Source organism: Citrobacter rodentium NBRC 105723 = DSM 16636, from assembly GCF_021278985.1.
Lineage (GTDB): Bacteria > Pseudomonadota > Gammaproteobacteria > Enterobacterales > Enterobacteriaceae > Citrobacter_A > Citrobacter_A rodentium.
On the sequence record NZ_CP082833.1, the window covers coordinates 4882082 to 4905928 of the forward strand.

The 23847-nt window shown below is 54.5% G+C and carries 24 protein-coding genes and 2 pseudogenes; 18 read left to right on the top strand and 8 right to left on the bottom strand.

What is annotated here, in order from left to right; translation table 11 throughout:
• Positions 1–2 precede the first annotated feature (2 nt).
• The 7 genes from mrdB (at position 3) to lipA (ending at position 7125) form a co-directional block, all read left to right on the top strand.
• Positions 3–1115, top strand: coding sequence for a peptidoglycan glycosyltransferase MrdB (gene mrdB / locus K7R23_RS23260; RefSeq protein WP_012904985.1), 1113 nt, complete (start codon positions 3–5; stop codon positions 1113–1115).
• A 10-nt stretch (positions 1116–1125) separates the two neighbouring features.
• Positions 1126–2229 (top strand): endolytic peptidoglycan transglycosylase RlpA, encoded by a 1104-nt coding sequence (rlpA, locus tag K7R23_RS23265; RefSeq protein ID WP_012904984.1) that lies wholly within the window; start codon positions 1126–1128, stop codon positions 2227–2229.
• 150 nt (positions 2230–2379) lie between these two features.
• Positions 2380–3591: a D-alanyl-D-alanine carboxypeptidase DacA gene (dacA, locus tag K7R23_RS23270; RefSeq protein WP_012904983.1), complete on the top strand. Its 1212-nt coding sequence runs from the start codon at positions 2380–2382 to the stop codon at positions 3589–3591.
• 107 nt (positions 3592–3698) lie between these two features.
• Positions 3699–3962, top strand: a complete 264-nt coding sequence (ybeD, locus tag K7R23_RS23275; protein ID WP_000850547.1) for a DUF493 family protein YbeD — start codon at positions 3699–3701, stop codon at positions 3960–3962.
• A gap of 100 nt (positions 3963–4062) precedes the next feature.
• Positions 4063–4704: a lipoyl(octanoyl) transferase LipB gene (gene lipB, locus K7R23_RS23280; RefSeq protein WP_012904982.1), complete on the top strand. Its 642-nt coding sequence runs from the start codon at positions 4063–4065 to the stop codon at positions 4702–4704.
• 293 nt (positions 4705–4997) lie between these two features.
• Positions 4998–5951, top strand: a complete 954-nt coding sequence (locus K7R23_RS23285) for a YbeF family transcriptional regulator (protein WP_024132539.1) — start codon at positions 4998–5000, stop codon at positions 5949–5951.
• A gap of 208 nt (positions 5952–6159) precedes the next feature.
• A complete protein-coding gene (lipA, locus tag K7R23_RS23290; protein ID WP_012904980.1) occupies positions 6160–7125 on the top strand; it encodes a lipoyl synthase in 966 nt (321 codons plus the stop codon).
• A gap of 61 nt (positions 7126–7186) precedes the next feature.
• Here the strand turns inward: lipA and K7R23_RS23295 are convergent.
• Positions 7187–7354 (bottom strand): annotated as a pseudogene (locus K7R23_RS23295) (IS4 family transposase); the annotation flags it as partial.
• A gap of 54 nt (positions 7355–7408) precedes the next feature.
• Between K7R23_RS23295 and tnpA the strand changes: the two are divergent.
• Genes tnpA through K7R23_RS23310 form a run of 3 tightly spaced genes read left to right on the top strand, consistent with a single transcriptional unit; the run spans position 7409 to position 10024 of the window.
• Positions 7409–8086 (top strand): IS66-like element accessory protein TnpA, encoded by a 678-nt coding sequence (gene tnpA, locus K7R23_RS23300; RefSeq protein ID WP_012904569.1) that lies wholly within the window; start codon positions 7409–7411, stop codon positions 8084–8086.
• Positions 8086–8433, top strand: a complete 348-nt coding sequence (tnpB, locus tag K7R23_RS23305; RefSeq protein WP_012904570.1) for an IS66 family insertion sequence element accessory protein TnpB — start codon at positions 8086–8088, stop codon at positions 8431–8433. Before tnpA ends, tnpB begins: the two co-directional genes overlap by 1 nt.
• A 19-nt stretch (positions 8434–8452) precedes the next feature.
• Positions 8453–10024, top strand: coding sequence for an IS66-like element ISCro1 family transposase (locus K7R23_RS23310; RefSeq protein WP_012904571.1), 1572 nt, complete (start codon positions 8453–8455; stop codon positions 10022–10024).
• Here the strand turns inward: K7R23_RS23310 and K7R23_RS23315 are convergent.
• From K7R23_RS23315 to K7R23_RS23325, 3 genes and pseudogenes are all read right to left on the bottom strand, one after another.
• Positions 10017–11210, bottom strand: a pseudogene (locus K7R23_RS23315) (IS4 family transposase); the annotation flags it as partial. The gene K7R23_RS23310 and the pseudogene K7R23_RS23315 sit on opposite strands and share 8 nt — an antisense overlap.
• Before the next feature lie 147 nt (positions 11211–11357).
• Positions 11358–11561, bottom strand: coding sequence for a twin-arginine translocase subunit TatE (tatE, locus tag K7R23_RS23320; protein ID WP_012904979.1), 204 nt, complete (start codon positions 11559–11561; stop codon positions 11358–11360).
• 127 nt (positions 11562–11688) lie between these two features.
• Positions 11689–12477, bottom strand: coding sequence for a deaminated glutathione amidase (locus K7R23_RS23325; RefSeq protein WP_012904978.1), 789 nt, complete (start codon positions 12475–12477; stop codon positions 11689–11691).
• Between the two features lie 89 nt (positions 12478–12566).
• On the opposite strand from K7R23_RS23325, the gene crcB reads away from it, so the two are divergent.
• Positions 12567–12950: a fluoride efflux transporter CrcB gene (gene crcB, locus K7R23_RS23330; protein WP_012904977.1), complete on the top strand. Its 384-nt coding sequence runs from the start codon at positions 12567–12569 to the stop codon at positions 12948–12950.
• Between the two features lie 54 nt (positions 12951–13004).
• Here the strand turns inward: crcB and cspE are convergent, their stop codons facing one another.
• Together cspE and pagP are read right to left on the bottom strand one after the other, a co-directional pair.
• The gene (gene cspE / locus K7R23_RS23335; protein WP_000034826.1) at positions 13005–13214 is read right to left on the bottom strand and encodes a transcription antiterminator/RNA stability regulator CspE; all 210 of its coding nucleotides are present in this window, start codon (positions 13212–13214) and stop codon (positions 13005–13007) included.
• A gap of 174 nt (positions 13215–13388) precedes the next feature.
• Entirely contained in the window at positions 13389–13967 is a 579-nt protein-coding gene (gene pagP, locus K7R23_RS23340; RefSeq protein ID WP_012904975.1) for a lipid IV(A) palmitoyltransferase PagP, read from the bottom strand.
• Between the two features lie 443 nt (positions 13968–14410).
• On the opposite strand from pagP, the gene dcuC reads away from it, so the two are divergent.
• Entirely contained in the window at positions 14411–15796 is a 1386-nt protein-coding gene (dcuC, locus tag K7R23_RS23345; protein ID WP_012904974.1) for an anaerobic C4-dicarboxylate transporter DcuC, read from the top strand.
• A gap of 99 nt (positions 15797–15895) precedes the next feature.
• On the opposite strand, the gene dpiA is transcribed toward dcuC, so the two are convergent.
• Together dpiA and dpiB are read right to left on the bottom strand one after the other, a co-directional pair.
• Positions 15896–16573, bottom strand: coding sequence for a two-component response regulator DpiA (gene dpiA, locus K7R23_RS23350; protein ID WP_012904973.1), 678 nt, complete (start codon positions 16571–16573; stop codon positions 15896–15898).
• Positions 16542–18203, bottom strand: coding sequence for a sensor histidine kinase DpiB (gene dpiB / locus K7R23_RS23355; protein ID WP_012904972.1), 1662 nt, complete (start codon positions 18201–18203; stop codon positions 16542–16544). The genes dpiA and dpiB overlap by 32 nt, the downstream gene beginning before the upstream one ends.
• A gap of 389 nt (positions 18204–18592) precedes the next feature.
• On the opposite strand from dpiB, the gene citC reads away from it, so the two are divergent.
• From citC to citG, 6 genes are read left to right on the top strand one after another with little or no spacing between them, the layout of a single operon-like run.
• Complete coding sequence (citC, locus tag K7R23_RS23360; RefSeq protein WP_012904971.1) at positions 18593–19669, top strand: [citrate (pro-3S)-lyase] ligase; 1077 nt, start codon at positions 18593–18595, stop codon at positions 19667–19669.
• Positions 19666–19962, top strand: a complete 297-nt coding sequence (citD, locus tag K7R23_RS23365) for a citrate lyase acyl carrier protein (RefSeq protein WP_012904970.1) — start codon at positions 19666–19668, stop codon at positions 19960–19962. Before citC ends, citD begins: the two co-directional genes overlap by 4 nt.
• Entirely contained in the window at positions 19959–20867 is a 909-nt protein-coding gene (gene citE / locus K7R23_RS23370) for a citrate (pro-3S)-lyase subunit beta (protein WP_012904969.1), read from the top strand. Before citD ends, citE begins: the two co-directional genes overlap by 4 nt.
• 10 nt (positions 20868–20877) lie before the next feature.
• On the top strand, positions 20878–22410 hold the full coding sequence (citF, locus tag K7R23_RS23375; protein ID WP_012904968.1) for a citrate lyase subunit alpha: 1533 nt from the start codon (positions 20878–20880) through the stop codon (positions 22408–22410).
• Between the two features lie 3 nt (positions 22411–22413).
• Positions 22414–22965 carry a citrate lyase holo-[acyl-carrier protein] synthase gene (citX, locus tag K7R23_RS23380; protein ID WP_012904967.1) on the top strand — a complete coding sequence of 184 codons (552 nt, stop codon included), beginning with the start codon at positions 22414–22416 and terminating at the stop codon, positions 22963–22965.
• Positions 22937–23845: a triphosphoribosyl-dephospho-CoA synthase CitG gene (citG, locus tag K7R23_RS23385; RefSeq protein WP_012904966.1), complete on the top strand. Its 909-nt coding sequence runs from the start codon at positions 22937–22939 to the stop codon at positions 23843–23845. Before citX ends, citG begins: the two co-directional genes overlap by 29 nt.
• Positions 23846–23847: the final 2 nt, after the last annotated feature.

Consider the following 23847-nt stretch of genomic DNA (forward strand, 5'->3'; position numbering starts at 1 on the left):
CCATGACGGATAATCCGGACAAAAAAACATTCTGGGATAAGATCCATATCGATCCCACCATGCTGCTGATACTGCTGGCGCTGCTGGTCTACAGCTCGCTGGTTATCTGGAGCGCCAGCGGCCAGGACATTGGCATGACGGAGCGTAAGGTCGGACAGATCGCTATCGGTCTGGTGGTCATGGTCGTCATGGCGCAGATCCCGCCCCGTGTCTATGAGGGCTGGGCGCCTTACCTCTACGTTTTATGTATTATTTTGCTGGTGGCGGTTGACGCCTTCGGCGCGATCTCCAAAGGCGCGCAGCGCTGGCTGGACCTGGGCATCGTGCGTTTTCAGCCCTCGGAAATCGCCAAAATTGCGGTGCCGCTGATGGTCGCGCGCTTTATAAACCGCGACGTCTGCCCGCCGTCGTTGAAAAATACCGCCATCGCGCTGGTGCTTATTTTTATGCCAACGCTGCTGGTGGCGGCGCAGCCTGACCTCGGAACCTCGATTCTGGTGGCGCTTTCCGGCCTGTTCGTACTGTTTCTTTCCGGCCTGAGCTGGCGGCTGATTGGCGTCGCGGCGCTGTTACTCGCGGCGTTTATTCCGATTCTGTGGTTCTTCCTGATGCATGATTATCAGCGCCAGCGCGTGATGATGCTGCTGGACCCGGAAACCGATCCGCTCGGCGCCGGCTATCACATCATTCAGTCGAAAATCGCCATTGGCTCCGGCGGTCTGAGCGGCAAAGGCTGGCTTCACGGCACCCAGTCGCAGCTGGAATTTTTGCCTGAGCGCCACACCGATTTTATCTTCGCGGTGCTGGCTGAAGAGCTCGGTCTGGTCGGGATCCTCGTTCTGCTGGCGCTCTATATTCTGCTGATTATGCGCGGCCTGTGGATTGCCGCCCGTGCGCAAACCACTTTTGGACGTGTGATGGCGGGTGGTTTAATGTTGATATTATTCGTTTATGTCTTCGTTAATATTGGTATGGTGAGTGGTATTCTGCCGGTCGTCGGCGTGCCGCTGCCGCTGGTCAGTTACGGAGGCTCGGCACTGATCGTGCTGATGGCCGGGTTCGGGATTGTCATGTCGATCCATACCCACAGAAAAATGTTGTCGAAAAGCGTATAAGGGGTGCGCAATGCGTAAGCAGTTGCCTGGAGTCTGCGTCGCAGCAGGAATAATGCTGCTCGCAGCATGTACAAGTGATGAAGGTCAGCAGCAGCCGACCCAGCCGCCGCTGCCTGCGGTATGTAATGGTCCTGTCGTTGAAATCAGCGGCGCGGAACCGCGTTATGAACCGCTTAACGCCACCGCTAATCAGGATTACCAGCGAGACGGTAAAAGTTACAGGATTGTCCAGGATCCCTCGCGCTTCAGTCAGGCAGGGCTGGCGGCAATTTATGACGCCGAACCGGGCAGCAATCTGACCGCCTCCGGCGAAATGTTCGATCCGATGCAGTTGACCGCGGCGCATCCTACCTTACCCATCCCGAGCTATGCGCGTATCACCAACCTTGCCAATGGCCGGATGATCGTGGTGCGGATTAACGATCGCGGCCCCTACGGCAACGATCGGGTGATTTCGCTGTCGCGCGCCGCCGCCGATCGTCTGAACACCTCCAATAACACTAAAGTCCGCATTGACCCGATTATTGTCGCGCAGGATGGCTCGCTCTCGGGTCCGGGGATGGCCTGCACCACCGTGGCGAAACAGACTTACGCCCTGCCCGCCCGTCCTGATCTGAGCGGCGGAATGGGCAGCGCTTCGCCGACTCCCCAGCCTGCGCAGCCGCAGGGCGATATTCGCCCCATCAGCAACGCCACGCTGAAAAGCGAAGACAGCGCGGGCGCGCCGGTTAACAGCAGCGGCTTCCTCGGCGCGCCGACGACCCTAGCGCCGGGCGTACTGGAAGGCAGCGAACCTACGCCCGCGCCGCAGCCTCCTGCCGCCGTACCGGTAACCGCGCCGGTGAGCGCGCCAGCGGCGACGCCAGCGCCCGTCGCGGCGTCGACCAGCGGCGGTTACGTGGTGCAGGTTGGCGCCGTCAGCGACCAGGGACGCGCTCAGCAGTATCAGGAGCGTTTAGCGCAGCAGTTTAGCGTACCGGGGCGGGTAACCCAGAACGGCGCAGTATGGCGTATTCAACTGGGTCCTTTCGCCAGCAAAGCGGAGGCCAGCGCCCTGCAACAGCGTTTACAAACCGAAGCCCAACTGCAGTCATTCATTACCGGCGCGCAATAACCGCCAGGGCGGCATCTGATTTGTCAGTTTCTGTAAGTGACGTTAACAACGTTAACAAAAGTCACCCGGAAAGTCAGATGCCTGCCGGTACTGCATTTGCTATAGTAGGGCACTTTTTCTTTTTTCATCACGGACGTCGTAGTTCAGACCATGAAGACCACTTTTTCCGCTCGTTTCCTGCAGCGCATGGCGCTCACCACGGCTCTTTGCACAGCCGCTCTCTCAGGCGCGCATGCCGATGACCTGAACATTAAAACCATGATCCCGGGTGTTCCGCAGATCGACGCGGAATCTTACATCCTTATCGATTACAACTCCGGTAAAGTGCTGGCTGAACAGAACGCCGACACCCGTCGCGACCCGGCCAGCCTGACCAAGATGATGACCAGCTATGTTATCGGCCAGGCGATGAAAGCGGGTAAGTTTAAAGAAACCGATCTGGTGACGATTGGCAACGATGCGTGGGCGACAGGTAATCCGGTATTTAAAGGCTCTTCGCTGATGTTCCTCAAGCCAGGGATGCAGGTGCCCGTCTCGCAGCTGATTCGCGGCATTAACCTGCAATCCGGTAATGACGCCTGCGTGGCGATGGCCGATTTCGCCGCCGGCAGCCAGGATGCGTTTGTCGGGCTGATGAACAGCTACGTTACCGCGCTGGGGCTGAAAAACACGCACTTCCAGACGGTTCACGGTCTTGACGCCGACGGCCAGTACAGCTCCGCTCGCGACATGGCGTTGATTGGTCAGGCGCTGATCCGCGACGTCCCTAATGAATACTCGGTCTATAAAGAAAAAGAGTTCACCTTTAACGGCATCCGTCAGCTGAACCGTAACGGTTTGCTGTGGGACAACAGCCTGAACGTTGACGGCATCAAAACCGGACATACTGCAAAAGCTGGCTACAACCTGGTGGCTTCCGCAACCGAAGGTCAGATGCGTTTGATCTCCGCGGTCATGGGCGGTCGCACCTATAAGGGGCGCGAAACCGAAAGTAAAAAGCTGCTGACCTGGGGCTTCCGCTTTTTTGAAACCGTTAATCCGCTGAAAGCCGGGAAAGAGTTTGCCTCCGAACCGGCATGGTTTGGCGATACCGATCGCGCCTCTTTAGGCGTCGATAAGGATGTTTATCTGACCATTCCGCGTGGCCGGATGAAAGATCTGAAAGCCAGCTACCTCCTCAATACCACCGAGCTGCATGCGCCGCTGCAGAAAAATCAGGTGGTGGGCACCATTAACTTCCAGCTTGACGGTAAAACCATTGAGCAGCGTCCGCTGGTCGTTCTGCAGGAGATCCCGGAAGGTAACTTCTTCGGCAAAATCGTTGATTACATTAAGCTAATGTTCCATCACTGGTTTGGCTAAAAATTGAACACTTGAAAGTGTGATTTCCGTCCCCATATACTATGGAACAATAAAACTCCCGCTCTGTAGCGGGAGTTGCTATTTTTTTACGTTACGCCGGAGCTGACATGAAAACCAAACTTAATGAACTGCTTGAATTCCCTACTCCTTTTACTTACAAAGTAATGGGGCAGGCGTTACCTGAGCTGGTCGATCAGGTGGTTGAAGTGGTACAGCGCCATGCGCCAGGTGATTACTCCCCGACGGTAAAACCGAGCAGCAAAGGCAACTACCACTCGGTATCGATCACCATCAACGCCACCCATATTGAGCAGGTTGAAACGTTGTACGAAGAGCTTGGCAACATCGATATCGTTCGTATGGTGCTGTAAAGCCTTAACTCCGTTACCCGGCGCGTCCGGGTAACCTCTCCCCTCTCTCGCTGTGGTATACTTCCCTTCCCCTTTTGTTTTTCTCTACGGAGATGCTGTTTTGTCTCAGGATAAAATACTGGTCCGCCAGCTCGGCCTGCAACCTTATGAACCCGTCTCCCAGGCCATGCACCACTTTACTGACACCCGTGATGAAAACACCGCCGACGAAATCTGGCTGGTAGAGCACTATCCTGTCTTTACCCAGGGTCAGGCGGGTAAAGCGGAACATATCCTGATGCCCGGCGATATCCCGGTGATCCAGAGCGACCGCGGCGGCCAGGTGACCTATCACGGCCCCGGCCAGCAGGTGATGTACGTCCTGTTAAATCTCAAGCGCCGTAAGCTGGGAGTACGGGAGCTGGTGACCTTACTGGAGCAGACCGTCGTCAACACCCTCGCGGAGCTGGACATTGACGCGCATCCGCGGGCCGACGCGCCTGGCGTATATGTCGGCGAAAAGAAAATATGCTCCCTCGGTTTACGTATTCGCCGCGGCTGTTCCTTTCACGGGCTGGCCTTAAACGTTAATATGGATCTTTCGCCTTTCTTGCGAATTAACCCATGCGGCTATGCGGGAATGGAAATGACGAAAATAGCGGAATGGGATAATGCGGCGACAACGGAGAATATCCGCCCACGATTATTAAAAAATATTTTAGCACTGCTAAATAATCCTCCCTGCGAATATATTCCTGCTTAATTACTTCAATTTAATGGCCTGAAAGAGCCAGGCCATTAATCCTAATTCATTTGAAGGCTTTACATTGCCTTCTGCTTTCTATATTTTCTTAGCGTTCAGTTTGCCGCGTTGACGATTTATTACCTCATCAAAAATGATGTGATTTTTTCTCTTGTGCAAATGTTAACACTTCATATGCTTTTCTGTTTGCGCAAGTTTTACTGTGCGAAATGAATAATTGTGGAGTAAATATATGCAACCAACAATTACAATCACCATTATTATTCATTAACTTAATGTATTGGAGTGCGAGCGTGAGTGATAAAATTAAGCCGAAAGAATATTCTTACGAACACCGACCCGAAGATAAACCACAGGTTTTCCGCACGCTGCGAAATATTGACCTCAACCTGCTTACCATTTTTGAAGCAGTCTATGTGCATAAAGGCATCGTGAATGCCGCGAAAATACTTAATTTAACCCCCTCGGCTATCAGCCAGTCCATTCAGAAATTACGCTCGATCTTTCCGGACCCGTTGTTTATTCGTAAAGGCCAGGGCGTAACCCCTACGACCTACGCCAGTCATCTGCATGAATATATTAGCCAGGGTCTGGAGTCGATTCTCGGCGCGCTGGACCTCACCGGCAGCTATGACAAACAGCGGACCATTACCATTGGCACCACTCCGTCAGTTGGCGCGCTGGTTATGCCAACTATCTATCAGGCCATCAAAACGCACCACCCTCAGCTTTTGCTGCGAAATATTCCCGTGCATGACGCCGAAACGCAGCTCAGCCAGTTTCAGACCGATTTGATTATCGATAACCACGTTTACAGCAATCGCGTAATCCAGCATCAGGTGCTGTTTTCAGATAATGTCGAACTGGTCTGCCGCCAGCAGCATCCGTCGCTGGCGGCGGCGCTCACGGCGGAGAAAATCAATGCCGCGGAACATAGCCTGTTGATGGTGGAAGGACAAAGCTTCACGCTTCTGCGCCAGCGTATCCAGGAGATATTCCCTGAACGAAAAATCAGCTTCAGCAGCTACAATATTTTCACCCTTGCGTCGCTGATCGCCAACAGCGACCTGGTTGGCATTATGCCGGCGCGATTTTTTACCCTGTTTAATCTCTGCTGGCCGCTCCAGCGGCTTCCTCATCCTCAGTTAAACGCCGAGCAGATCGACTATTCCCTGCACTTCAATAAGCTGAGCTTGCGCGACCCGATACTTGAGAGCGTGATTACGGTTATCCAGGATGCTTTTTGAAAAAGAAATGTTGCCGCCGGGTCACAACACAGGTTGGGCAAATGGCACAAAACAACAACTATTTTACATTTTACCGACCACTCAGGCTGCTTTATGGCCCATTTCAATGATATACTGCGTGTAGTGAATTCAAAAATAGTTGATAAATACAACATTTCATTGAATTAAAACGCTTTCCTTCGTTATTCGCAACTGGAACACGCACGCTATGAGTAAACCCATTGTGATGGAACGCGGTGTTAAATACCGTGATGCCGATAAGATGGCCCTTATCCCGGTCAAAAATGTGGCGACAGAGCGAGAAGCCCTGCTGCGCAAACCGGAATGGATGAAAATTAAGCTTCCTGCGGACTCCACGCGTATCCAGGGCATTAAAGCCGCAATGCGCAAAAACGGCCTGCATTCCGTCTGTGAGGAGGCCTCCTGCCCGAACCTGGCGGAGTGTTTCAATCACGGCACGGCCACGTTCATGATCCTCGGCGCTATCTGTACCCGCCGCTGCCCGTTCTGCGATGTGGCGCACGGTCGCCCTGTCGCGCCGGATGCCAACGAACCGGTAAAGCTGGCGCAAACCATCGCCGATATGGCGCTGCGCTATGTGGTGATCACCTCCGTGGATCGCGACGATCTGCGCGACGGCGGCGCGCAGCACTTTGCCGACTGCATCACCGCAATCCGCGAAAAAAGTCCGGATATTAAGATTGAAACGCTGGTGCCGGACTTCCGTGGTCGTATGGACCGCGCGCTGGAGATCCTGACGGCCACCCCGCCGGATGTGTTCAACCATAACCTTGAGAACGTACCGCGTATTTACCGCCAGGTTCGCCCGGGCGCGGACTACAACTGGTCGCTCAAGCTACTGGAACGCTTTAAAGAAGCGCATCCACAGATTCCGACCAAATCAGGTCTGATGGTGGGACTGGGTGAAACCAATGCGGAAATCATTGAGGTGATGCGCGACCTGCGTCGTCATGGCGTCACCATGTTAACGCTGGGGCAATATCTGCAACCCAGCCGCCACCACCTGCCGGTTCAGCGTTATGTCAGCCCGGAAGAGTTTGACGAGATGAAGGCCGAAGCGCTGGCGATGGGCTTTACCCATGCGGCATGCGGGCCGTTCGTCCGTTCCTCCTATCATGCCGACCTGCAGGCGAAAGGGATGGAAGTGAAGTAATTCTGTAATGAATACTTACATTTCATCTATAAAAAAAACCCGCTCTTTAGCGTAACACCGTTCACTTAAGATGTTTTAAGTGAACGGGATACTGGGTTTTTGAGATTCTGACGGTCCTCTTTTTGGGCCGTTTTCTCTTTTCTGGCAGGATAAATTGCTTCACATTCTCCCGCATTTTCTTTAGCTTCGTTGGGATCGTCCCCGGTTTACCCAGTGAGCACCAGATAAGTGTAAGCGTCTCATTTAAACCGTCTGGTCTGTTTCCTCCGGCTCCACAAAAATAATGTCCATCATTTTTAGTGGACACTATCGTATGGAATACCGGACCTGGATTACTGAAGCTTTACGCCTTCACTTCGAAGAACATTTACCTCGGGTTGTGGCCGGACGTCGCCTGGGTGTACCAAAATCAACAGTTTGTAGTATGTTCGTGCGCTTTCGGAGAGCTGGCCTTTCGTGGCCTTTGCCCGCAGGCATGTCGGAGCAGGAACTTGATGCCTGCCTTTACGGACAATTTTCCACGGTACCAGTCGTACGTCCTGAAAGCACCGTTATATCCGAAACCCCCGTGGTAAAAAAACGTCCCCGGCGGCCCAACTTCCCTTATGAGTTTAAAATCGCCTTAGTGGAGCAGTCACTGCAGCCCGGAGCCTGTGTGGCGCAGATCGCCCGGGAAAACGGAATCAACGATAACCTGCTCTTCAACTGGCGCCATCAATACCGGAAAGGTGGCCTGCTGCCTTCCGGAAAAAATATGCCGGCACTGCTTCCCGTGACGTTAACGCCGGAGCCGGATAATAAAATCCCGGCCCCCGCACAGGAACCAGAGCAGATAAATACACCGTCCGACAGTCTGTGTTGTGAGCTGGTTCTGCCGGCCGGAACTCTCAGGCTTAAAGGTAAACTGACGCCGGCGTTATTACAGACACTTATCCGCGAAATAAAAGGGAGCAGCCACTGATGATATCTCTCCCTGCAGGTTCGCGTATCTGGCTGGTTGCAGGTATCACCGATATGCGAAATGGCTTTAACGGCCTGGCATCAAAAGTTCAGAACGTCCTGAAGGATGACCCGTTCTCCGGACACCTGTTCATCTTCCGCGGACGCCGGGGTGACCAGATAAAAGTGTTGTGGGCTGACAGTGACGGACTGTGCCTCTTCACCAAACGCCTGGAGCGGGGCCGCTTCATCTGGCCAGTCACCCGTGACGGCAAGGTGCACCTTACTCCGGCTCAGTTATCCATGCTTCTTGAAGGTATCAACTGGAAGCACCCGAAACGAACGGAACGCGCTGGAATCCGCATATAACCCGTTGTAAAGTGAGGATATGGACACCTCACTTGCTCATGAGAACGCCCGCCTGCGGGCACTGTTGCAGACGCAACAGGACACCATCCGCCAGATGGCCGAATACAACCGCCTGCTCTCACAGCGGGTGGCGGCTTATGCTTCCGAAATCAACCGGCTGAAGGCGCTGGTTGCGAAACTGCAACGTATGCAGTTCGGTAAAAGCTCAGAAAAACTTCGCGCAAAAACCGAACGGCAGATACAGGATGCACAGGAGAGAATCAGCGCACTTCAGGAAGAAATGGCTGAAACGCTGGGTGAGCAATATGACCCGGCACTGCCATCCGCCCTGCGCCAGTCTTCAGCCCGTAAACCGTTACCGGCCTCACTTCCCCGTGAAACCCGGGTTATCCGGCCGGAAGAGGAATGCTGTCCTGCCTGTGGTGGTGAACTCAGTTCTCTGGGATGTGATGTGTCAGAGCAACTGGAGCTTATCAGCAGCGCCTTTAAGGTTATCGAAACACAACGTCCGAAACTGGCCTGTTGCCGGTGCGACCATATCGTGCAGGCACCAGTACCTTCAAAACCCATTGCACGCAGTTATGCCGGAGCGGGGCTTCTGGCCCATGTTGTCACCGGGAAATATGCAGACCATCTGCCGTTATACCGCCAGTCAGAAATATACCGTCGTCAGGGAGTGGAGCTGAGCCGTGCCACACTGGGGCGCTGGACAGGTGCTGTTGCTGAACTGCTGGAGCCGCTGTATGACGTCCTGCGCCAGTATGTGCTGATGCCCGGTAAAGTCCATGCTGATGATATCCCCGTCCCGGTCCAGGAGCCGGGCAGCGGTAAAACCCGGACAGCCCGGCTGTGGGTCTACGTCCGTGATGACCGTAACGCCGGTTCACAGATGCCCCCGGCGGTCTGGTTCGCGTACAGCCCGGACCGGAAAGGCATACATCCACAGAATCACCTGTCCGGTTACAGCGGAGTGCTTCAGGCCGATGCTTACGGTGGCTACCGGGCGTTATACGAATCCGGCAGAATAACGGAAGCCGCGTGTATGGCCCATGCCCGGAGAAAAATCCACGATGTGCATGCAAGAGCGCCAACCGATATCACCACGGAAGCCCTGCAGCGTATCGGTGAACTGTATGCCATCGAAGCAGAAGTCCGGGGATGTTCAGCAGAACAGCGTCTGGCGGCAAGAAAAGCCAGAGCTGCGTCACTGATGCAGTCACTGTATGACTGGATACAGACTCAGATGAAAACACTGTCGCGTCACTCGGATACGGCAAAAGCGTTCGCATACCTGCTGAAACAGTGGGATAGCCTGAACGTGTACTGCAGTAATGGCTGGGTGGAAATCGACAACAACATCGCAGAGAACGCCTTAAGGGGAGTGGCCGTAGGCCGGAAAAACTGGCTGTTCGCGGGTTCTGACAGCGGTGGCGAACATGCGGCGGTGTTGTACTCGCTGATCGGCACATGCCGTCTGAACAATGTGGAGCCAGAAAAATGGCTGCGTTACGTCATTGAGCATATCCAGGACTGGCCGGCAAATCGGGTACGCGATCTGTTGCCCTGGAAAGTTGATCTGAGCTCTCAGTAAATATCAATACGGTTCTGGCGAGCCGCTTACAGATAAGTTCATCCTGGATTAGTCTCATCGCCATCACGAAGCTTATCCGCAGCGGCGGCACTTTTGCTTCCCGTGCTATCTGACTCATCTCCATCCGTATCAGATTATAGGCCGTCAGCAGGCCCCATATTTCCTGGTAAATCCCGCTCACTTTCTGACTGCGCAACAGCGTGGCTGTGCTCAGCTGGAACTGTTTCAGTTCTCCATAACCATTTTCTATGCTCCATCGTTCCTGATATACATAACGCAGCGCCTCTGCCGGATACTGCCCCGGCTCTGTCAGAGAGGTGATAAAACCTTTGTAATCGCCTGATTCATCTTCATATTCTATTAGCCGGGCCTGCCAGTTTTCTGGCAGCGAACTGTCCTGTTTGCGGGCCTGCGGCGAGACCTGCATCTCCACCAGATGGTCTCCTCCGGCGAAGGTTTCAACTATGCGGTATTTTGTATTGCCCTTCAGGGGAACCAGCCAGTGCGCTTCCTGCTGCCTGCGCTGCCAGTTAATCAGTAACTCTGCGGACAGATAACATCGGTCAAACAGGGTCAGGCTCTTCGCCTGCGGCGATAACTGCTTCGCGTAACTGACTTCTCCGGTGTTTGCCGGGCCGAATTTTACGCCGTGAATCAATCTGCTGCGCAGTGACATCATGGCGCACAGCCTGACCATCGGGTACTCGGTGTGTCTGTCCGGACGATGCTTTATGTACTCAAAATGCTCAGCAAGTTCGGGCGTATCGGGAGTACGAAAAAGCGTGCTATCAACGGCAAACAGGCGCAGCCCGTACCAGAGGTCATCCTTGTCTTCCTGCTGCGTCCAGTGGCTGGCCGTCAGGGTGAAGAGCTCCCGGAGCGGTTCATCACTGAGTCTCTGACGGGCCTGGGCAACAGAGCTGGCGGCGAGAGTCTCGCCTTCCTGTGAACTCAGGACGAGATCGAGTTTTGTCACAACGTCCGTGATGGAGCGGTCGCGATACAGGCCCATGCCCACAATCAGCCAGACCACGAGTTCTGCGGGGAGCTTACGTTTACGGATACTGGCTTTATTGGTGGAATCAAGGACCTGAGAAATCCACTCAAGGGGAATGGCACGCTGAAAACAGGAAAGTGAAGCGGGTTCAGCCCAGGTCTGGGTATCGTCAAGCCAGGTCGAAAGCATAAAAAAGCCCCATCAGAAAATTGATGAGGCTATTGTCACCTACCCACTGGATCGTTCAACCGATCATTTTGCTTAACCGATCGGTGTTAGCTCTTTAGCGGGTTTTTTCTCGTCAGAGTAAAACGGATGAGCATCCTGCTCCGGGCATTACTCTTTATGAGAGAGTTTCTCAGCCTGAATGCCGCTGTCTGCGTCTCTTTTCGCAGTTGCATCGTCATCGTTCATGGCTTTCTTGAAACCCTTGATTGCCGTGCCCAGGTCTCCACCCAGCGTGCGTAACTTCTTCGTACCAAACAGCAGAACAACCAGTGCGGCAATCACCAGCAGTTTGGTAATACTTATCTCACCCATATATACCTTCTTGACTTAAAACAGGCAGCAAAACGCGCCTTAGTAACCCGATAACATTAACGGTCATTTACGCGCGCACACAATAGCAATCTGTAACAAGGTGAATCAAGCAGCGTTTAAAAAAACATCATAATAATTGCGGTGGCGCAAATCTGCGGTTACGTAGCACTGGCAATTGCGCGCGAACCTGGCGGATTCGTTCCATGGAAATGTCCGTCATAATCAGCGCCGGGCTCTCCGCCGCTGCGGCAAGGGTGACCCCGAACGGGTCGATAATGCGGCTCTGGCCGATATTTTTATTGCCGCACTCCCCGGCGGCAACCATGTAGCACGTGGTATCCAGCGCTCGGGCGGCCAGCAGCGTCGCCCAGTGATGCTCTTTCAGCGCGCCGCGCACCCAGGCCGCTGGCAGCACCAGCACGTCAGCCCCCTGTAGCGCCTGGGCAAGGGCCAGTTCAGGAAAGCGCAGATCGTAACAGGTCATCAGCCCCACCCTGAACTCCCCTACCTCAATCAGCGGCGCAATAGCGTTGCCGGCGTCCACGTTACGCGACTCCTGTATGGCAAAGGCATCATAAAGATGCAGCTTGGCGTAGCTGGCGATAATTTTCCCGCCGCGTAGCGCCAGCAGGGTATTTACCGCACGACCGGGGAGCGAAGGGACATGAATCGTCAGGATGGTGGTCATCGTATTCGAGGCGCTCTCGCGTAGCAGCAGCTTCAGGAAATCGCCTTCCAGTCGCTGTGCGGATTTCACCGACAGATCGGGATCGTCATCATCACGCGCCAGCAACGCCTCCGGCAGCACCAGCAGCGACACGCCCTTTTGAGCAGCCTGCGACATCAATGTTACGCAGGTTTCCGCATTCTTTTCCCAAACGGGACTCACGGCAAATTGCCCGGCGGCAGCAAACATAATCCCTCCAGTCAGTTTTGATAAACTCGCCAACGGTTACTATTCGGCGTTACACTTCGCCTTTAACAATCAAATAGCAGGATTTTGCGGTGTTACAACTCCTTTTAGCGGTTTTTATTGGCGGCGGCACAGGAAGTGTAGCGAGATGGATGCTCAGCATGCGCTTCAATCCGGTGCATCAGGCTATCCCCATCGGAACGCTAACGGCAAACTTGCTGGGCGCATTCATTATTGGTATGGGACTGGCGTGGTTCAGCCGCATGACAAATATAGACCCGATGTGGAAAGTGCTCATCACAACCGGATTTTGCGGCGGACTGACTACCTTCTCCACCTTTTCGGCAGAGGTGGTTTTCTTATTGCAGGAAGGACGTTTCGCGTGGGCACTGCTCAATGTGGCAGTTAATTTACTGGGATCGTTTGCCATGACCGCGCTGGCGTTCTGGCTGTTTTCCGCTGCCAGCGCCAACTGAAGGCCAAAAAAAACCCGCTTAATAAGCGGGTTTTGAATTCTTGCTGACGTAGGCTTACAGAGCAGTTACGTTTGCAGCAGAAGGGCCTTTGGCACCGTTAGTGATTTCGAACTCTACGCGCTGACCTTCAGCCAGAGTTTTAAAACCATTGGTCTGGATTGCAGAGAAGTGTACGAACACATCTTTGCTGCCATCTTCCGGAGTAATGAAACCGAATCCTTTGGACTCATTAAACCACTTAACGTTACCTTTAATCTTAGACATCAAAATTACCTTTACATGAAAAATAGACACAAATGCTGTGTCGGGTATCAGTACACCAATTGTGGTACGCTTTGTCCAGTCGAACTTTGATAAAAAGTGATAAATATCGCGTTATTTTTCGCTATAAGCTTATAGCTTACTGTTTTATATGCGATTTTAGAGCCTTTCGTCGGTTCAGAACTGGAAACGCATCCATGCAAAATAGACGTTACCGTTATTGTAAGTACCGGGGATGTAGGTCATCTGGAAAGTCGCCGGTCCGTAGCCAATGGAGGCCAGCGGCAGCAGGACGGGGACCGGGATGTATTTCCAGTTATCGCGCGCCGTCACGCCTGCGGTAAACCCTAACCCCAGATGGAAGTTGTCATCCGGCAGCGGTCGCCAGGTGCTTTCCCATCCGTAACCGCCGATAGGCTCCCACTTATTCCATGAGTCTTTAAAGGCCATCACGTACAGCCCGTGCCAGTTCCCTTTTTCATCCCAGCGCGACTGACCAAAACCACCGCCCCAGGGCCGCTCGTTATAGCGATCGGTTTTCCTTTTGTCGTAAGCAAAACGGGCATGCCAGGTAATGGCCGGAATATATAAATCGTAATGCTCAGGTTCGCGCCACGTTTCGGCGACATTATCCGTAAAGGTATTAAACCATCCTTTCTCATCCGTCCCGGCATGCGCTGGCAGGCTCACCTGAATAATAAGCAACGTAATAAACAAAAAATATTTTTTAGCAACTATCACAACGTTTACAACCATTCATAAAAACAGCCTGCATCATACCAAAAATAAGTTTAACAGAAGCTTAATGGCTGCTTTTTTAACCAATATCGGATTGTTCCCTATGTTAATTTTAGCCCGCTAAAACCTTATTATTAGCATTGTTATAAATCACTAACTTATCAGCAAGATAATGCGTGATTTTTGTCCGGTCACGCGGAATACTCTTTCCGGACGGCAATTAATAACAAAACCCCACCATTAAAATTACAAATATATTACAACCAGCTCTTTTTCAAAAAATGTGAACAAAGAGATTTAATCTTCCTGGCGCTGGTGTAAAAATAGCCGCTAACCGGGTTTAATCCGTCTGTTTATTGATTTTAATCAGCAAGCCTGCGGCATTTATTCGGCACATTTTCATACCTCTTTTTTGGTATTTACTTATTTTACAACTGGGCGTCCGCACGACAGGGGAAACAATGTTAACAGTTATCGAACTCCTTATTGGGGTTGTGGTTATCGTGGGTGTAGCGCGCTACATCATAAAAGGGTATTCGGCGACAGGCGTGCTTTTTGTCGGCGGCCTGGTCTTGCTGATCATTAGCGCGCTGATGGGGCACAAAGTGCTGCCTGCCAGCGAGTCGAGCACCGGCTATACCGCAACCGATATCATTGAATACATCAAGATCCTGCTGATGAGCCGCGGCGGCGATCTTGGCATGATGATCATGATGCTCTGCGGTTTTGCCGCCTACATGACCCATATCGGCGCCAACGATATGGTCGTCAAGCTGGCCTCCAGACCGCTGCAATACATTAACTCACCCTATCTGCTGATGATCGCCGCCTATTTTGTCGCCTGTCTGATGTCGCTGGCGGTCTCTTCCGCCACCGGGCTGGGCGTGCTGCTGATGGCGACGCTTTTTCCGGTGATGGTCAACGTCGGGATCAGCCGCGGCGCGGCGGCGGCAATCTGCGCCTCGCCGGCAGCAATCATTCTTTCGCCAACCTCCGGCGACGTGGTGCTGGCGGCAAAAGCGGCGGAGATGCCGTTGATTGATTTTGCCTTTAAAACCACGCTGCCTATCTCCATCGCCGCGATTATCGGCATGGCGATCGCCCACTTCTTCTGGCAGCGCTATCTGGATAAGAAAGAAAATATCACTCGTGAAATACTGGACGTTAATGAAATCACCACCACGGCGCCAGCGTTCTATGCCATTCTGCCGTTTACGCCGATTATCGGCGTGCTGGTTTTTGACGGTAAGTGGGGACCGCAGCTGCACATCATCACCATTCTGGTGCTCTGTATGCTTATTGCGGCAGTGCTGGAGTTTGTGCGCGGTTTCAACACCCAGAAGGTCTTTTCCGGGCTTGAGGTGGCTTATCGCGGCATGGCGGACGCCTTTGCTAACGTGGTGATGCTGTTAGTCGCGGCGGGCGTGTTCGCCCAGGGGCTGAGTACCATCGGCTTTATCCAGAGCCTGATCTCCATCGCCACCTCGTTTGGCTCGGCGAGCATCATTCTGATGCTGGTGCTGGTGATCCTGACCATGCTGGCGGCAATGACCACCGGTTCCGGTAACGCGCCGTTCTATGCGTTCGTCGAAATGATCCCCAAACTGGCGCACTCTTCCGGCATCAACCCGGCGTATCTGTCGATTCCGATGCTGCAAGCCTCCAACCTGGGTCGGACTATTTCTCCGGTTTCAGGCGTGGTGGTCGCAGTCGCCGGGATGGCGAAAATTTCGCCTTTTGAAGTGGTAAAACGCACTTCCGTACCGGTCATGGTGGGGCTGTTAATCGTGATTATCGCTACCGAAGTGATGGTGCCGGGCGCATCAACCGCCGTAACCGGCGGTTGATCGTATTTCACTTTTGCATTTGCCCGGTGGCGCTTTTGCTTACCGGGCCTACAAGTCAGATGGTTTGCGCAGGCCGGATAAATTCGGCAACAACATGTATCACCCGCGATAAATGCGCTGCGGCCTTCCCACCTTCCCATGCACAATTTCCGCAGTGATCAGGTGCCGACTGGCGCAGTATTCCAGATACCGTCTGGCGGTGGTGCGGCTGATGGTCAGCGCCTGAGAGACGGTTTCGGCAGTATGATGCACCTGCGGGTCGGCAAACAGTTTTTTCACCGCGTTCAGCGTCAGGGCATCAATTCCGGTCGGCAGTTCATCTTTCGGCTCGCCTCTGGCGTAAGCGTTAAACATCTCATCAATTTGTCGCTGACTCGCGCTGTCGTTACCTTCCAGCATCCGTTTACGCTGTTGATAACGCGTCAGCGTCTGACCAAGCCGCTCGTAGGCGATGGGTTTAATCAGATAGTCAAACGCCCCGCTACGCACGGCCTCTGATACCGTCTCCATGTCGCTTGCGGCAGTCGTAAACACCACCCCGCCGGGATAATGTGTCTCCCTCAACTCATGCAACAGCGTAATCCCCTTCCCGTCAGGCAGGTAGTTATCCAGCAATATCAGTCCCGGCTTAAACCGTCGGATCATCATTCTCGCCTGCGCCAGGTTACCGGCCAGCCAGATCTGGTTAAAGCCGGGAATATGGCGGATGTACTCTGCGTGCATCTCCGCAAGCAGCATTTCATCCTCAACGATTAACAGGGTTAGTGGTTCCGTCATTGTTTTTTTTCACTTTCGGAATAAAGAGAGAAAATAAGGTGCCGCAGGGGAAATTATCTTCCAGAGTAATCATCCCGCCGCAGCGCCCCACATAACTGGCAATCAGATACAGCCCAATGCCATGCTCGCCCGGCTCGTCGGAACGGGTGCTGACGCCCTGCTCGAATATTTTGTCGCGTAGCGCCTCCGGTACGCCGCATCCCTGATCGGCGACCTCGATCACCACATCATCGCCCTCATCGCTCAGATACAGCTCCACGACTTTATTGCCTTCTGCGGTGCGTAAGCTCGCCTCAAACGCGTTGTCGAGCAGATTGCCGACGATGGCGGCAAACTCGGTGCTGTCCAGCCCTTCCGGCAGTTGATGCAGCTGACTGCCGGGAACGATCTCCATTTTCAGCCCCAGCTCGCGCGCGCGCTGAACCTTGCCGAACAGCAGCCCCGCCACCTGACGATCGGCAAAGGCATCGCGTAAGCTATCGATAAGCTGCTGCTGCGCCTGCGACTCGCCCTGCACCATCTCCCTGACCCGATCGTACTCTTTCATTTGCAGCAGGCCATTCAGCGTTGACATCCAGTTTAGATGTTCATGGCGTAACGTTCTGAGACTCTCCACATATTGCTTAATCTGCGTGAGCTGCGCGTTCAGGGTGGCGATCTCATCTTTACTGCGAAAGCTGATGATCGCCCCCAGCAACTCCTCTCCGGAACGGATAGCTTCACGGTTGGCAATCACGCTCAGCCCGTTGAAATTCATCATCACATCCACGCGCTTTTCGGCAATCCGGTCGGTAAAGAAATCGGAAGGCGACACCACCTCCGCAATGCGTTTTCCCAGCCATTGCCGGCCGGGCGAGCGCAGGCCAAGCATTTTTCTCGCGCTGCGATTAATGGCGGTAATAAATCCTTCCGGATCGACGGCAATAAGCCCTTCATAAACCGAGCTGAACAGCGCCTCCTGCTGGCGCACGACCCGGGCGATCTGCTTCGGTTCCATCCCCATCATCTGGCGGCGGATGTGCGCGGCAAAGAACCATGACAGCAGCATCAGCACCACCAGCAGCAGCACAAACACGCCGGCCATCGGCAAAATAAAGTCCAGCCGCCAGCTGTCAATTTTGCTGACCAGATAGCCTATCGATACCACGCCAATAACCTGGCCTTCATCGTCGAAGATTGGCGTTTTAGCGCGCATCGCCATCCCGATCGATCCCTTGCCGGTAATGAAGTAACTTTCACCGCGCTCCAGCGCGCCAGGCCGGGTGAACTGCATCGGGTAACCGATCTTCTCCGGATTAGGGTGGTAGAGGCGGATAGAGTTTTTGTCGCCGATCACCACATAATCGAAATCGGTATCGCTCTGCAGTTTATCGGCAATGGTCGCCAGCCGTTTATAATCGCGCTGCTTCACGGCCGCAATAATGCTGTCGTTAGCGGCAATGATCTTGGCCTGATTCATTGCCATATCGCGAACGTGCAAACTCAAATAATCCTCAAAGCTGGCGGAGAAATATTGCGCCAGCGCGGCAATGATCAGCACTGAAAAAGCAAGAATGAGCAAAAAAATACGCAGCGGAAATGCTAACTGGCGAAAAAAAGAAAAAGGTTTTTTATTTTTTTGAACCAACATTGCAATACCTTAGCGGGCTTTATTTGATGTCATTTTCAGGCAAATGTAATAAAAATGTTTTATTTCACCGCGAGACGAATAAAGGCGATCGTTACAGATTCATCGCCTTAAATCAATTAAACAACTTAACGCCACGCGACAAAACCTGATTAGAATAATTAAAAAACTTAAAACCATAAAACTCATAAAAACCATCTAACTCTTTGTGAAATAAATCAAAATTTACCCCCACAATACTCCTTACGATGTATACATCAGGGAGAAAAAGAAATATCCCGTAGCAAAAAAGCCTTTCTCTCCAAATGCAAACAAAACGTTATTAAATTGATTTTTTGTACAACATACGCCCAAAAACGGCAACAATAAGAGTGCCTCAGGATACTTTTGCGATGTTTAGTAATAATGTGTTTACGCGAGTCAAACGCTCAGAAAATATAAAAATGGCGGAGATCGCGCAATTCCTGAAAGAGAATGATTTGAGCGTAGACACCACCGTGGAAGTGTTTATTACGGTAACGCGCGATGACCGTCTTATCGCCTGCGGCGGCATTGCCGGAAATATCATTAAGTGCGTGGCCATCTGCGAGTCGGTGCGCGGCGAAGGGTTAGCGCTCACGCTGGCGACGGAATTAATCAACCTCGCCTATGAAAGACACTGCACGCACCTTTTTATCTACACCAAAACGGAATATGAAGCGCTGTTCAGACAGTGCGGCTTCTCAACGCTGGCAACGGTTCCCGACATTATGGTGCTGATGGAAAACAGCACCACGCGGCTGAAACGCTACGCGGAATCGCTCGGCAAACAGCGCCATGACGGGAAAAAAATCGGCAGCATCGTCATGAACGCTAACCCGTTCACCAACGGCCATCGCTATCTGATTCAGCAGGCGGCGGCGCAGTGCGACTGGCTGCATCTGTTCCTGGTTAAAGAAGACACCTCGCGCTTTCCCTATGTGGACCGCCTCGATCTGGTGCTGAAAGGCACGGCGGATATCCCGCGCCTCACCGTGCATCCCGGTTCCGAATACATCATCTCGCGCGCCACGTTCCCGTGCTATTTCATCAAAGAGCAGAGCGTGATTAACCACTGCTATACCGAAATCGACCTGAAAATTTTCCGTCAGTATCTGGCGCCAGCGCTGGGCATCACCCACCGCTTCGTCGGAACGGAACCGTTCTGTAGCGTCACCGCGCAGTACAACCGCGACATGCGTTTCTGGCTGGACACGCCAACCCTTCCCGCCCCACCGATTGAACTGGTGGAAATAGAGCGCCTGTGTTTCCAGGGAACGCCTGTCTCAGCCTCTCTGGTACGCAAGCTGCTGGTTAAAAAAGATCTCACGGCTATCGCGTCGCTGGTGCCACAGGCCACGTTGCACTACCTGCAACAGATGTCTGAACGCAGCGCCAGCGGAGCGACGGTCCGTCAACAGACCCCCGCATTAGTAACAGGTGAAAAATGAAAATAAACCAGGCTGTCGTCGCAGGCACACTTGAGTCTGGTGATGTGATGATTCGCATCGCCCCACTCGAAACGCAGGAAATTGACCTGCAAATCAATAGCAGCGTTGAGAAACAGTTTGGCGACGCCATTCGCGCCACCATTCTGGCGGTTCTTGCGCAGTACGACGTCCGCGGCGTGCAAATAAATGTCGATGATAAAGGCGCGCTGGACTGCATTTTACGCGCACGACTGGAAGCTTTACTGGCCCGCGCCAGCGGCATTCCGGCCCTGCCCTGGGAGGATCGCCAATGATTTCCGCGTCTCTGCAACAACGTAAATCCCGTACGCGCCGCAGTATGCTGTTTGTGCCGGGCGCCAATGCCGCGATGGTCAGCAACTCATTTATTTACCCTGCCGATGCGCTGATGTTCGATCTGGAAGACTCCGTCGCGCTGCGTGAAAAAGATACCGCGCGCCGCATGGTCTACCACGCGCTTCAGCATCCGCTGTACCGTGAAGTGGAAACCATCGTGCGCGTGAACGCGCTGGACTCCGAATTTGGCATCAACGACCTGGAAGCGGTCGTTCGCGGCGGCGCCGATGTGGTACGTCTGCCGAAAACCGATACCGCGCAGGATGTGATTGATATTGAAAACGAAATTCTGCGCATCGAAAAAGCCTGCGGTCGCGAAGCGGGCAGCACCGGCCTGCTGGCCGCAATTGAATCGCCGCTGGGCATTACCCGCGCGGTGGAGATTGCCCACGCCTCTGAACGCTTAATCGGCATCGCCCTAGGCGCGGAAGACTATGTGCGCAATCTGCGCACCGAACGTTCGCCGGAAGGCACTGAACTGCTGTTCGCCCGCTGCTCCATTTTGCAGGCCGCGCGTTCCGCCGGTATCCAGGCCTTCGATACCGTCTATTCCGACGCCAACAACGAAGCGGGTTTTCTGCATGAAGCCGCCCACATCAAACAGCTGGGTTTTGACGGCAAGTCGCTGATCAACCCACGCCAGATTGAACTGCTGCACAACCTGTATGCCCCGACGCAAAAAGAAGTCGCGCACGCGCGTCTGGTCGTGGAAGCCGCTGAAGCCGCTGCCCGTGAGGGGCTTGGGGTTGTCTCCCTGAACGGCAAGATGGTCGACAGCCCGGTGATCGAGCGCGCGCGTCTGGTGCTCTCCCGCGCAGAACTTTCCGGCATTCGCGAAGAATAAGGCAAAAACAATGACTCAGAAAATCGAACAGACTCAACGGCAGGAACGGGTAGCGGCCTGGCGTCGCCGCGCTGACAGCGATCTTTCCAGCTTTACAAGCACCTCTAAACAAAACCAGCAGGCGCAGAAGCCGCGCGATCAAAAACTGTGCGCCAGCCTGGAAGAAGCGATTCGCCGTTCCGGCCTGCAGGACGGCATGACCATCTCTTTCCACCATGCGTTTCGCGGCGGCGATCTGACCATTAACCTGGTGATGGAAACTATCGCCAGCATGGGCTTTAAAAACCTGACGCTGGCCTCCAGCTCGCTGAGCGACTGCCACGCGCCGCTGGTTGACCATATTCGTAAAGGGGTAGTCAGCCGCATTTACACCTCCGGCCTGCGCGGACCGCTGGCGGAAGAGATTTCCCGCGGGCTGCTGGCGGAACCGGTGCAGATCCACTCCCACGGCGGTCGCGTGCACCTGGTGCAAAGCGGCGAACTGAACATTGATGTCGCCTTCCTCGGCGTACCGTCATGCGATCCGTCCGGCAATGCCAACGGCTACACCGGCAAAGCCTGCTGCGGCTCGCTGGGCTACGCGCGGGTCGACGCCGAAAGCGCAAAACAGGTGGTGCTGCTGACAGAGCAACTGCTGCCGTATCCGCATAACCCGGCCAGCATTGCCCAGGATCAGGTTGATCTGATCGTCCGCATCGACCGAGTCGGCGACGCCGATAAAATCGGCGCTGACGCCACCCGCATGACCACTAACCCGCGCGAGCTGCTGATTGCCCGCAGCGCGGCAGAAGTGATTGCTAACTCCGGCTACTTCAAAGAAGGGTTTTCGCTGCAAACCGGCACCGGCGGCGCATCGCTGGCGGTAACGCGCTTCCTCGAAGATAAAATGCGCAGCCGCGATATTCGCGCTGACTTTGCGCTCGGCGGCATTACCGCGACCATTGTCGAACTGCATGAAAAAGGGCTGATCCGCAAGCTGCTGGACGTCCAGAGTTTCGATCGCAACGCCGCAGAGTCGCTGGCGCGCAACCCGAATCACATTGAAATCAGCGCTAACCAGTACGCCAACTGGGGGTCGAAAGGCGCCTCCGTTGACCGTCTCGACGTTGTGGTGCTGAGCGCGCTGGAAGTGGACACCCAGTTTAACGTCAACGTGCTGACCGGCTCCGACGGCGTGATTCGCGGCGCCTCCGGCGGACACTGCGATACCGCGGTCGCCGCCGCGCTGTCGATCATCGTCGCGCCGCTGGTACGCGGTCGTATCCCGACGCTGGTGGATAACGTGCTGACCTGCGTCACGCCAGGCTCCAGCGTCGACATTCTGGTTACCGATCACGGTATTGCGGTTAACCCGGCGCGTCCGGAACTGGCCGAGCGCCTGCAAGAAGCCGGTATGAAAGTGGTGTCGATTGAGTGGCTGCGCGAACGCGCGCAACAGCTGACCGGCGAACCGCGTCCGATCGAATTCACCGACCGCGTCATCGCCGTGGTGCGCTATCGCGACGGTTCGGTGATTGACGTTGTTCACCAGGTGAAGGAATAAGCCATGCACCTGCTCCCTGAACAGGCCTCCCGCCACGCGGTGTCGATTCCCGAGCTGCTCGCCAGCCGCGATGAGAGACAGGCAAGGCAGAACGTCTGGCTAAAGCGCCACCCCACTCCACTGGTCTCCTTTACCGTGGTGGCGCCAGGCCCTATCAAAGACAGCGCGCTCACCCGTCGCATCTTTAATCACGGCGTAACCGCCCTGCGCGCGCTGGCGGAAAATAGTGGCTGGTCAATCAGGGAGCAGGCTGCACTGGCCTCTGCAAGCGGGCCGGAGGGGATGCTCTCCATTGAAGCGCCCGCCCGTGATATCAAGCTCGCCACGATCGGGCTTGAACAGACGCATCCTCTGGGTCGCCTGTGGGACATCGACGTTCTCACCCCCGGAGGCGAAATTCTCTCCCGTCGCCATTTTGCGCTGCCCGCTCGCCGCTGTCTGCTGTGCGGGCGCAGCGCTGCGGAATGCGCGCGCGGGAAAACCCATACCCTCGCCGATCTCCTCAACCATATGGAGGCGCTGCTTCATGCTGCCAATTCACGCGACGTCCGCTGACACTACGGCTCTGCCGCACTCCCTGTTTGACGCTTACGGCCACCTGGCGTGGCGCGCGATGCTGACGGAAGTCAACCTGTCGCCGAAGCCGGGCCTCGTCGATCGTCTTAACTGCGGCGCGCATAAAGATATGTCGCTGAAGGACTTTCATCGCAGTGCGCTGGCGATTCAGGGCTGGCTGCCGCGCTTTATCGAATATGGCGCAAGCTGCGCGCAGTTAGCGGCAGAGTCGGTATTAAGCGGACTGCGTCCGTTAGGCATGGCCTGCGAAGCGGATATGTTTCGCGCCACCGCCGGGGTCAACACCCATAAGGGCACCATTTTTTCGCTGGGTTTGCTCTGCGCCGCCATTGGTCGGCTGCACCAAAGCCAGCAGAGCGTCACGCCGGAATCCCTCTGCGCGACCGCCGCCGCTTTTTGCCGCGGCCTGACCGAACGTGAACTGCGTAACAATAATCAACAACTCACGGCAGGCCAGCGACTTTATCAGCAGCTGGGGTTGACCGGCGCGCGCGGCGAAGCCGAAGCGGGCTATCCGTTAGTGATCCGCCATGCTCTCCCTCACTACCGCAGCCTGCTGGCGACAGGACGCGATCCCGAACTGGCGCTGCTCGACACGCTGCTGCTGCTGATCGCGCTTAACGGCGATACCAACGTTGCCTCGCGCGGCGGCGCGGCCGGTCTGCGCTGGATTCAGCAGCAGGCGAAAACCCTGTTGCAAAACGGCGGCATAAGAACCTCCGCCGATCTCAATCTTCTTCACCAGTTCGATCAGGCGTGCATTGAACGCAATCTCAGCCCCGGCGGAAGTGCCGACCTGCTGATCGTGACGTGGTTTTTAGCGCAGATTTCCCAGGTTAAACATTTACACAATTATTGAAA

Excerpts from the sequence above, each read along its gene's own strand:
- mrdB (WP_012904985.1), top strand. The coding sequence starts at position 3 with ATGACGGATAATCCGGACAAAAAAACATTCTGGGATAAGATCCATATC.
- rlpA (WP_012904984.1), top strand. The coding sequence starts at position 1,126 with ATGCGTAAGCAGTTGCCTGGAGTCTGCGTCGCAGCAGGAATAATGCTG.
- dacA (WP_012904983.1), top strand. The coding sequence starts at position 2,380 with ATGAAGACCACTTTTTCCGCTCGTTTCCTGCAGCGCATGGCGCTCACC.
- ybeD (WP_000850547.1), top strand. The coding sequence starts at position 3,699 with ATGAAAACCAAACTTAATGAACTGCTTGAATTCCCTACTCCTTTTACT.
- lipA (WP_012904980.1), top strand. The coding sequence starts at position 6,160 with ATGAGTAAACCCATTGTGATGGAACGCGGTGTTAAATACCGTGATGCC.
- tnpA (WP_012904569.1), top strand. The coding sequence starts at position 7,409 with ATGTCCATCATTTTTAGTGGACACTATCGTATGGAATACCGGACCTGG.
- tnpB (WP_012904570.1), top strand. The coding sequence starts at position 8,086 with ATGATATCTCTCCCTGCAGGTTCGCGTATCTGGCTGGTTGCAGGTATC.
- K7R23_RS23310 (WP_012904571.1), top strand. The coding sequence starts at position 8,453 with ATGGACACCTCACTTGCTCATGAGAACGCCCGCCTGCGGGCACTGTTG.
- tatE (WP_012904979.1), bottom strand. The coding sequence starts at position 11,561 with ATGGGTGAGATAAGTATTACCAAACTGCTGGTGATTGCCGCACTGGTT.
- K7R23_RS23325 (WP_012904978.1), bottom strand. The coding sequence starts at position 12,477 with ATGTTTGCTGCCGCCGGGCAATTTGCCGTGAGTCCCGTTTGGGAAAAG.
- cspE (WP_000034826.1), bottom strand. The coding sequence starts at position 13,214 with ATGTCTAAGATTAAAGGTAACGTTAAGTGGTTTAATGAGTCCAAAGGA.
- pagP (WP_012904975.1), bottom strand. The coding sequence starts at position 13,967 with ATGGTTGTAAACGTTGTGATAGTTGCTAAAAAATATTTTTTGTTTATT.
- dcuC (WP_012904974.1), top strand. The coding sequence starts at position 14,411 with ATGTTAACAGTTATCGAACTCCTTATTGGGGTTGTGGTTATCGTGGGT.
- dpiA (WP_012904973.1), bottom strand. The coding sequence starts at position 16,573 with ATGACGGAACCACTAACCCTGTTAATCGTTGAGGATGAAATGCTGCTT.
- dpiB (WP_012904972.1), bottom strand. The coding sequence starts at position 18,203 with ATGTTGGTTCAAAAAAATAAAAAACCTTTTTCTTTTTTTCGCCAGTTA.
- citC (WP_012904971.1), top strand. The coding sequence starts at position 18,593 with ATGTTTAGTAATAATGTGTTTACGCGAGTCAAACGCTCAGAAAATATA.
- citD (WP_012904970.1), top strand. The coding sequence starts at position 19,666 with ATGAAAATAAACCAGGCTGTCGTCGCAGGCACACTTGAGTCTGGTGAT.
- citE (WP_012904969.1), top strand. The coding sequence starts at position 19,959 with ATGATTTCCGCGTCTCTGCAACAACGTAAATCCCGTACGCGCCGCAGT.
- citF (WP_012904968.1), top strand. The coding sequence starts at position 20,878 with ATGACTCAGAAAATCGAACAGACTCAACGGCAGGAACGGGTAGCGGCC.
- citX (WP_012904967.1), top strand. The coding sequence starts at position 22,414 with ATGCACCTGCTCCCTGAACAGGCCTCCCGCCACGCGGTGTCGATTCCC.
- citG (WP_012904966.1), top strand. The coding sequence starts at position 22,937 with ATGCTGCCAATTCACGCGACGTCCGCTGACACTACGGCTCTGCCGCAC.